Source organism: Spirochaetales bacterium, from assembly GCA_016930085.1.
Taxonomy (GTDB): domain Bacteria; phylum Spirochaetota; class Spirochaetia; order SZUA-6; family JAFGRV01; genus JAFGHO01.
This window is the reverse complement of the sequence record JAFGHO010000116.1, coordinates 34,522-43,423: the sequence shown is the minus strand read 5'-3', so window position 1 is coordinate 43,423 and position 8,902 is coordinate 34,522. Positions and strand designations below refer to the sequence as shown.

General features: G+C 47.9%; 9 protein-coding genes. 3 read left to right on the top strand and 6 right to left on the bottom strand.

Annotation, left to right across the window (positions count from 1 at the left end; all coding sequences use genetic code 11):
* The 5 genes from JW881_19655 to JW881_19635 form a co-directional block, all read right to left on the bottom strand.
* On the bottom strand, nt 1–195 hold a 195-nt coding region (locus tag JW881_19655; GenBank protein MBN1699740.1), incomplete at its 3' end, for a hypothetical protein.
* On the bottom strand, nt 188–2,176 hold the full coding sequence (locus JW881_19650) for a bifunctional (p)ppGpp synthetase/guanosine-3',5'-bis(diphosphate) 3'-pyrophosphohydrolase (protein ID MBN1699739.1): 1,989 nt from the start codon (nt 2,174–2,176) through the stop codon (nt 188–190). The genes JW881_19650 and JW881_19655, both read right to left, overlap by 8 nt.
* A gap of 10 nt (nt 2,177–2,186) precedes the next feature.
* Nucleotides 2,187–3,017 (bottom strand): peptide chain release factor N(5)-glutamine methyltransferase, encoded by an 831-nt coding sequence (gene prmC, locus JW881_19645; GenBank protein ID MBN1699738.1) that lies wholly within the window; start codon nt 3,015–3,017, stop codon nt 2,187–2,189.
* A gap of 32 nt (nt 3,018–3,049) precedes the next feature.
* Nucleotides 3,050–4,117 carry a peptide chain release factor 1 gene (prfA, locus tag JW881_19640; GenBank protein ID MBN1699737.1) on the bottom strand — a complete coding sequence of 356 codons (1,068 nt, stop codon included), beginning with the start codon at nt 4,115–4,117 and terminating at the stop codon, nt 3,050–3,052.
* Between the two features lie 81 nt (nt 4,118–4,198).
* A complete protein-coding gene (locus JW881_19635) occupies nt 4,199–4,738 on the bottom strand; it encodes a rhomboid family intramembrane serine protease (protein ID MBN1699736.1) in 540 nt (179 codons plus the stop codon).
* Between the two features lie 433 nt (nt 4,739–5,171).
* Here JW881_19635 and JW881_19630 point away from each other — a divergent pair, with 433 nt between their 5' ends.
* From JW881_19630 to JW881_19620, 3 genes are all read left to right on the top strand, one after another.
* Nucleotides 5,172–5,582 (top strand): hypothetical protein, encoded by a 411-nt coding sequence (locus JW881_19630; protein MBN1699735.1) that lies wholly within the window; start codon nt 5,172–5,174, stop codon nt 5,580–5,582.
* Nucleotides 5,583–6,106: 524 nt separating this feature from the next.
* Nucleotides 6,107–6,733, top strand: a complete 627-nt coding sequence (locus JW881_19625) for a hypothetical protein (GenBank protein ID MBN1699734.1) — start codon at nt 6,107–6,109, stop codon at nt 6,731–6,733.
* Between the two features lie 44 nt (nt 6,734–6,777).
* Nucleotides 6,778–7,530, top strand: a complete 753-nt coding sequence (locus tag JW881_19620) for a hypothetical protein (protein ID MBN1699733.1) — start codon at nt 6,778–6,780, stop codon at nt 7,528–7,530.
* A gap of 37 nt (nt 7,531–7,567) precedes the next feature.
* Here the strand turns inward: JW881_19620 and JW881_19615 are convergent, their stop codons facing one another.
* Nucleotides 7,568–8,902, bottom strand: coding sequence for a phosphomannomutase/phosphoglucomutase (locus tag JW881_19615; protein ID MBN1699732.1), 1,335 nt, complete (start codon nt 8,900–8,902; stop codon nt 7,568–7,570).

The following is an 8,902-nucleotide window of genomic DNA, read 5'->3' as shown; positions in this document are numbered from 1 at the left end:
TTCACCGGTCACCCGGGACCGGCCTTCACCGGTCACCCGGGACCGGCCTTCACCGGTCACCCGGGACCGGCCTTCACCGGCAACAAGACGCCGGGCGTCGTCCTGGGTGGATGACGTCATTTTTCTGTACAAAACAGGCGCGCCGGGCCAGGGATTCCGTATCGGAAGTGTTGTATAGATTCCGCGGTCAATCATGCGATTCCATTACTCCGACATTGACAATCGCGGGGACCGCACGGAGACTCTTTAAGACATATCTGAAATTTTTCCTGTCATCGATCTCGATGGTAAAATATCCCGTATAAATATCCGTGTCTTTTTCTTCGATTTTACCTTCGATAAGGTGGCCCTGATATTTTCTGATCGCCCCCTCGATCTCGGAGAAAATATCTTCGGACGGCTTTACCGTCACCTTGAAACGATAGGTCGCTTTTGTCCCGAAGGTTTCCCATTCGACTTCAATGCGGCGGTTGTCGATATCCTTGATGTATTTGAGATTGGGACAATCATGTTTGTGAATGGTAATCCCCCTGCCCCGCGTCACATACCCGATAATTTCGTCGCCGGGGGTCGGCCCGCAGCACCGGGCAAAACGGATCAGCACATTCCGTTCCTTGTCGATCACCACCCCGATCCGACGGTCGTCGAAAAACCGTTTTGCCTCCGGCCCGGACTTTTCGTGTTTCGACGTCCTTTTCTTCGGAAGCTGCGGGTGCTGTTTGGCGATGATATTCTGTTCGATGATAAGGCTGGAATCGTTCTGGTTGAGCCAATGCCGTATTTTCGACCTCGCGCTTGCGGTCCTCGCGTAATTGAGCCAGTTGAGATGGGGGTGCGCGTTCTGACCGGTGATAATCTCTATGATCTGCGCGTTTTTGAGTTCCTTGCGAAGCGGGATGATGGACCCGTCGGCTTTGGCCGCGAGGCAATGATTGCCCACTTCCGTATGAATATGATAGGCAAAATCAACGGCGGTGGACCCTGCGGGAAGTTCGACCACATCCCCTTTCGGAGTAAAGATATAGATGGAGTCCTTTAGCAATTCCCGCTTGATTTCCTGAAGAAACCCTTCCGTTGCCATCCCTTCACTGTCCCACGATCTGAGTTTGTTGATAATCGGAAGATCCTCGAGCCGGAGCTGCTCGCGCGAAAATCCCTTCTTGTATAGCCAATGTGCGGCGATTCCGTTCTCCGCCGTTCTGTTCATCTCGTGCGTCCGGATCTGGATCTCGATCGGTTTGCCGTCGAAACACATGACCGTAGTGTGGAGGCTTTGATACCGGTTCGCTTTGGGCATGGCGATGTAATCCTTGAAACGGCCCGATATCGGTATCCAGAGTGTGTGGACGATACCCAGCAATGTATAGCACTCGGCCGGCGTATGGCAGAGAATGCGAATGCCCGAAAGATCGTAAATCTCTTCGAGCCGCTTTCCCTGCTTTTTGATTTTGTAATAGATCGAATAGAAGTGTTTTGCCCGTGTCTTGATTTCGATATCGATGTGTTCGGCCGCGGCCGCCTTGTATATTTCAGCCTCCACACGGGCGAGGTATTCCGCGCGCTCGTTTTTTTTCTCCGCGACAAAGGTCTTTATCTGATCGTATATCTGCGGCATAAGATACTTGAGTGAAATATCCTCGAGTTCATCCTTTATCCATGAAATACCGAGTCTGCCGGCAAGAGGCGCGTAAATATCCATGCACTCGTTGGCGATTTCCTTTTGTTTTTCCCTGTCAAGATATGAGAGGGTCCGCATATTGTGAAGCTTGTCCGCGAGTTTTATGAGAATCACCCTGATATCCTTGACCATGGCGAACAGCATTTTCCTTATCGTCTCCGCCGCCTGAACCGATCTGCTTTTGGCATGGAAACTCGCGATTTTCGTCACCCCGTACACAAGCGATTCGACTTCCTTTCCGAACTCGCGGCGCAATTCCTGCCTTGTCACGCCGGTATCTTCGAGGATATCATGAAGCAGGGCGGCTATTATCGTCTTGCTGTCGAGCCTTAGATTGATGAGAATCGTCGCCACATTGAGGGGATGAATAAAATACGGCTCGCCGCTCGCCCGTTTCTGGTTGTGATGCAGACCTTCCGCCCACCGGGCCGCCGCAATGATTTCCTCTTTTTCCTCTTTCGTATAATTGCCAAGTGTCGCCTCGAAATCGGCGATCATGGCGGTCGCATCACTCATCCCGCTGTCTCCCTGCAGCCAATCTCCCTGCAATGACACGGGGGCGCTGTCCGAGGTCACAGACGACCGCGATATCGGTAAATCCGTTTTTTTCCATAAAAAGACGCAGCACATCCATATGGGGAGGGGCGGATTCGAGCACGAGATAACCTCCCGCGGCAAGGCGCTGCGGTGCCTGCCGGATAAGCCGCCTGCTTGGTTCCGTTCCATCGGTCCCGCCTCTAAGCGCGAGTTCCGGCTCGGGCCACCCGATTTTTTTAAGGTCCGAAGTCTCCCTGTCCGTCAGATAGGGAGGATTCGAAACGATCATGTCATAAGTTCCTTTCACACCGGCAAGGAGGTCGGAGACGAAGAAGGGAATCCCGGCCCCCTGCCCCAATATCCTCCTGCAATTTTCCTCAAACACTTCTTTCGCCGCTCCGGATATATCCGATGCGGAGACGGCGGCCTCAGGCAAAAGCGTTTGTATGGTTATGGCAATACACCCCGATCCGGTACAGGCGTCATGAATATTCCTGATATACCCGTGCGTCTTTACCAGGGAAAAGGCGTAATCGACCAGAATTTCCGTATCCGGCCTCGGCACCAGCACACGGGGATCGACAAAAAACTCCTTCCCGTAAAACTCCTTTCTGCGGCAAATGTAGGAAACCGGTACTCCCGAACACCGGTCATGGAGAAATTCCCTGAATCTGCCGTACTGCCCTTCTTCGATGGAATGCGTGAAACTCGCGTACAGCTTTTCCTTCGTCATACCCACGGCTTCGGCGAGGAGGACGATACTGTCGAGCATCGGTGTTTCGACCTCGGCGTAATAGAGCATTGTATATCCTTCACGAAGTGTCTCGCCGATCGTCATGTCGAATGAATACTGAGAAGCTGCTGTTTTGCAGAAACCTTTAGTGCATCGATGATCTGATCCAGATCGCCTTCCATTACCTGTTCGAGTTTGTACAGGGTAAGATTGATTCTATGGTCCGTTACCCTGTTCTGCGGATAATTGTAGGTACGGATTCTCTCGGAACGGTCGCCGGTACCGACCTGGCTTTTCCGCTCTTTGGCCCGTTCCGCCTGTTTTTTCTCCTCTTCCAGCTCGAACAGGCGGGCCCGAAGGACCCTGATCGCCTTTGCCTTGTTCTTGTGCTGGGATTTCTCGTCCTGGCATGTGACGACCAGCCCCGTCGGGATATGGGTGACCCTGACCGCGGAATCGGTGGTGTTCACACTCTGGCCCCCGGGACCCGAAGAACGATAGACATCGATCCTGAGGTCTTCGGGATCGATGACGATGTCGGTTTCTTCCGCTTCGGGCAGCACCGCGACCGTCACCGCCGAGGTATGGATTCTCCCGCCCGATTCCGTTTCGGGTACACGCTGGACGCGGTGAACCCCGCTTTCGTACCGCAGGTCGGCGTACACCTGCTTGCCGATGACGGAAAAAATGATTTCCTTCAATCCCCCGATGCCGGTGGGATGGGAGGAAAGTATTTCGAACTTCCACCGGCGCTCCTCCGCGAACCGGCAGTACATTCTGTAAAGATCGGAAACGAACAGGGCGGCTTCCTCTCCCCCGGTTCCCGCCCGTATTTCCATTATGATGTTTTTCAGATCGAGCGGGTCTTTGGGAATGAGCATGAGTTTGAGTTTTTCCACCAGTTCGTTCTTCCTTTTTTCGAGGCCGCGGAGTTCCTCCCGTGCAAGTTCCCTCATCTCGTGGTCGCTTTCCTCGAATACCTGCCGGGAACCCTCCATTTCGGCTTCAATCGCTTTGAGTTTCACGTACCCATCGACGATATCGGAAATCGAGGCAAGCTCCTGCGTCAGTTTTTTATACTCTTTCTGGTCTTTGACGATATCCGGATTTTCAAGCAGCCGCTGAAGTTCGTTATAGCGCGCCTCGATACTCTGCAATTTTTCTCTCATATGTAACCCTTTCCCCTGATCGGGATAAATATACCCCCGTCATTCCGAAGCCGGATGCCGGCGGAAACGTGTTTCCCGATCCTACACCTGTGAAATGGAGTCTTCCACGGATTTCCCCGTTTCCTTTTTCGAGCCCAGAAAGAATCCGAAAAGCGCCCCGAAAAATCCGCCGATGATGTGGGCAAACTCGCTGACATTGTTTTGTTCGGCAATCGCCCGGTATACCTCCTGTCCGACAAAAAGAAGCACCACGAGGATAAAGGTAATGGGAATCTCGCCCCGCCTGACATTGGTGAAGGAAGTGAGGAGGATGAACATGAAAACGATACCGCTCGCGCCGAGAAGCCCGGTCGGGAAAAAAAGGACATTCAGCACTCCGGTGGAAAACGCGGTCACCAGCATCATGAGCACCAGAAGCCCCGAACCGTACCGTTCTTCCAGAATAGGACCGATCAGGAGGATAAAGGTGAAATTCCCCAGAAGGTGGGGCCAGCTCGCGTGCCCGATTGCGTGGGTGAAGAGTTTGAGAACGTCGAGTGAAAAAAGCCTGAATCCCGTATGGTTTCCCGGCGCCACGAACAGCCTCAGAAATCCTTCGCCCAGTACCTGGGCCATGATCATGACGACCGTGCATATGAAGGCGAATGAAAGAATAACCGGCGCATTGTATTTGAGCCGGAAACCGCCTTTTTGTTTTTTTTCATCTATCCCGTAATCCACCGTTATCCCTCCTCCATTGTTTTTCAGGCCACGAGTGAACAAGCCTTTATAATATGATAATCATACTAAAAAAATATCGGTCGTGTAAAGATGGTAAATAATTGGGGGAGGAAGGATACATATGGTATAAATACAGGATATATCCGGATTTCAGTGATATATTGTCATTGAAATAGGATTGTTTCATAATCCTTTCTCTTTTTTATTAAAAACAACATTACACTTGCTTTTTGTATATTTTTAAAGTATTTTTGAACCGGTAAGGGTTTCAATTAAAAAGTAAGGAAATTTGTACTGATATATTCTAAGACTTGTTAAAATGGAGCGGCATGAAATGAAAGTATCAGAGAGAGAGAGAGAGAGAGAGAGAGAGAGAGAGAGAGAGAGAAAGGAATTATTTCATCTCTCTGAAATTTCATCATATCTATACTGTTTTATTATAATTACTTTACTTTCTATAGTTGTTACAAACTGTATGCCGCCGCCGCCGCCTATTTTTCTTCCTCCAAACTGGGAGGAACGTACCTTATCTAATGAAGGACTTAACTGTGATCTATATCTTGATGAATGCGGCCACTGGATTCCAAACGACAACGAATCGTTGAAATTTTTCAATATAAAAATGTGGTATTATGATAATATTTATGGTAAACAGCACCTCGATCATGCATGCCCCGGAGATATATATGAAGGTATAAATTTCAATAAAATAAAAATCATCTCGCCGTGGGATCCTCATCAGTAAGGATACGGTAACGATACCGCTGAAAGTAATATTTTCAAAAACAAGGGGAATGAGTTCAGTCTCTATGCAAGCAACTCTATTTTCGAAATATGGCTGGCGACATTTACATTATATGAACAGTATGAATGGGATGCACCCTATGGACCTGCATATCACGTTGATTATAACAATCATTATTTCAACAATGACGGCTCGTTTATAGGCGACTGCTGTCTAAAAACAGACGAAAACTTTGATTTATACTTTGGATTTAAGAGCTATGAAGATGAATTCCGATATTACTATTTCAGTATAAAGGCGGAAGGATATTATTATTATGCAAGACCAGGCGACGACCTGATTTTACAGTTTTCATGTCTTGAGGCACAGGAGTTTCAAAGCGCCGTGTGGGATGATGATTTTTTAGCCGTGTATGATAAAATAATGCTCGACAGGATGAATCTGTTTATCGACGAAAGGATATACCGCAATACAGGTATACCGGTGACACAATCGTAAAAATCGCTAAAAACGGAAAAGAGCTTTTGCGAATAACAAAATACGACGCGGCAAGGGACGGCGGCGTCGATTTGTATAAAAGGTTTTCCCATATTAATGACAATATATTCGCGGTTGACGGCAATATTCTTCTTGTCGACAACGAAAAGAAAAATACATATATCTATAACTCTGCAGGGAAATATATGCCTGCGAATGAAACAAGAAAAATAATGAATGAAATAAGAGCAAATTCAAGAAATGTTACCGCCATTGATGAAGAACTCAATGATTTTCTCAATAAAAACAATCTTATCATGAGAAATGACAGGATTCTGACCTATAATTACTATCTTTACAATGAATATTATAAAATCGTTAAAAAAAACCGGAAAACAAAAACAACAGAAGAAAAGTATGATTTTGATATTTCTATATTAAATATTCTCAGGCTAATAGGATTCGACAAAGACAATAACAGCTACTGGCATGCCGAAACGGGCAGATATCTTAAGAAAACAATTCTCGTTCATTCGCCATACGGTGAAGTACTTGATTGCTTTTACAATGAATCAGAAAGATATCATGCAGCAGTCTCACCATCCGGTGATGTCTATTTTATGAATATGGATGAAAACGGGATTTATTTCTCTAAAATAACAAGAAACTGGTAAACGGAATGTTATAAAAAGAAAACGATAACAGCGGGGGAGGAATTATGAAAATGAGATTAATCGTATTTTTAATCCTAATCGCAATACCCTTATTTTCGTACGCAGAAATGATCATCGATAATAATATTTTTTCATTTGACAGAAAAGTGGACAACGCTTATCTATCATGTTATACATTCGGAGGATCGTCCGAATATTTTGACAGTTTTTTTGCGATCGACACGGCATACTATGCGGAAGGCGGTTATCATTATGGAATAGGCTCCGACCGTCTCAAGGGAGGCGCATATTATTTTGACGAACACAAAAAAGTGAGACATTTCGGTGTAAATACGGACACCGGTGAAAGCGTTTTTATGCTGATTGACAGAGTTGCTGCTACAAGCTTAGGCAAAATATATATAATCGACCAGTTTGCGGACATACTATATTACTGGAATATAAAAGGCAAAACATTCGAACCAGAAGGTAATGTAAAAAAGGGCTTTTTCAACCTTAGAGATATCTATTGTGATATGGACAGTGAAAAAGAAAATATTGATAATAAATACATTAATTTTACAGCGGAAAAAGACATTGTCGTTATCGTTATACAGGAAAAGAACGAGGGGAAAAGTGGTTCATACAATTATACCAAGAACTATTGCAACTCATACGTATTTAAATCTATTGATTTTGGATGCCATATGGCAGGGACAGACATTACATACTTCACTGTGCAAAAAGGAGAAACTTTCAACATGGATGGTACGGATTCACACTCTTTTGCGCCGGTTGTATTTATTATCCGGAAATAACAAGTCCTTTATGATGGGTACAAAGACAATCCCCGTCTCACCCTTCCAGAAGCCCCATGATCTCCTTTGTCTTTTCCTCTCCCGTTTCCCTGTCTTTCGCTTCGAGACGAAGGCGGAGCAGGGGTTCGGTATTGCTGGGTCTGAGATTGAACCAGAAATCGCCGCCGTCCACACTTACCCCGTCAAGGTATTCTTTTTTAAGGCCGCTAAAGTGTTCTTCGATCCTGCGGACCGCCGCATCCTTGTCTTCGGCCTCGAGGTTGATTTCGGGGGCCTGGTAGTATTGCTTCCGCAACGGTTCGACGAGTGCCGAAAGCGGTGTGCGGCGTCGCATCAGCGTTTTGAGGAGAAGGAGAAGGGCATAGGCTGCCGATTCGGTATAATAGCCTTCGCTTACCCTGAAATAGGCATGGCCGGAGGTTTCCGTGCCGAAAAGCGCGTCCGAGGAAGTCATGTTGTCATAGAGATAGGTGTACCCGACGCGGGAGACGACGGGAACGCCGCCCAGCTTTTCGATTTCTTCCGGCAGCACGCGCGAGGAGATGAGATCGTAGACGATCGAACCCCCGGGAAACTCTGAAAGCAGCTGTTCGGCAAAGAGAACCGAAATAAAGTAATTCTGTACCAGTCCCCCCCCCTCATCGACAAAGAGAACGCGGTCGCCGTCGCCGTCGAGGATCGCCCCCACATCGGCCTTGAGCTCCCTCACTTTTTCCGCCAGCTGCGTCCTGTTTTTCTCTTCGAGTGGGTTGGGCCCGTGATTCGGAAAGTTGCCGTCCGGCTCCCGGTTTATGACAGTCATATTAATACCCGTACGTTTACCCAGCATCCCGAATATTTCTCCGGCGGAACCATTCGAGGCGTCCACAACGACATTGAGACCGCAGGCTGCTCCTTCCCAGAAATCGGCGAGAAAATCGAGATAGGGCTCCGGGGTTATATCCTCGATGAACTTTCCTTTTTGTTCCACGGGATCCTCCGGTATCGAGGGGATCATGTTTTTAATTTCCCTGAGACCTTTGTCGAGGCTGACCGACCCCCCCTCCGAATCGAACAACTTGAATCCGTGATAGCGGGGGGGATTGTGCGACGCGGTCACCATGACACCCCCGTCGAATCCGCCGTGGACCTGCATGAAGTGAAGACACGGCGTCGAAGTAAGGCCGATGCCGTGCACCATCTTCCCTTCATCGACGATTCCTCGAGCCAGCGCATTATAGAGCTCCCTGGAATGAAGCCGGGCGTCATATCCCGCTATCAGGGTAAATCCGTCCGAATAACGGGCGAAAGCCCGGCCAACTTTATAGGCCAGCTCCGGATTGATCTCCTCTCCGTACGTCCCGCGGATATCGTATGCTTTGAATATTTCCAT

Excerpts from the sequence above, each read along its gene's own strand:
- JW881_19650 (MBN1699739.1), bottom strand. The coding sequence starts at position 2,176 with ATGATCGCCGATTTCGAGGCGACACTTGGCAATTATACGAAAGAGGAA.
- JW881_19635 (MBN1699736.1), bottom strand. The coding sequence starts at position 4,738 with ATGATCATGGCCCAGGTACTGGGCGAAGGATTTCTGAGGCTGTTCGTG.
- JW881_19630 (MBN1699735.1), top strand. The coding sequence starts at position 5,172 with ATGAAAGTATCAGAGAGAGAGAGAGAGAGAGAGAGAGAGAGAGAGAGA.
- prfA (MBN1699737.1), bottom strand. The coding sequence starts at position 4,117 with ATGAGAGAAAAATTGCAGAGTATCGAGGCGCGCTATAACGAACTTCAG.
- JW881_19620 (MBN1699733.1), top strand. The coding sequence starts at position 6,778 with ATGAAAATGAGATTAATCGTATTTTTAATCCTAATCGCAATACCCTTA.
- JW881_19615 (MBN1699732.1), bottom strand. The coding sequence starts at position 8,902 with ATGGAAATATTCAAAGCATACGATATCCGCGGGACGTACGGAGAGGAG.
- prmC (MBN1699738.1), bottom strand. The coding sequence starts at position 3,017 with ATGCTCTATTACGCCGAGGTCGAAACACCGATGCTCGACAGTATCGTC.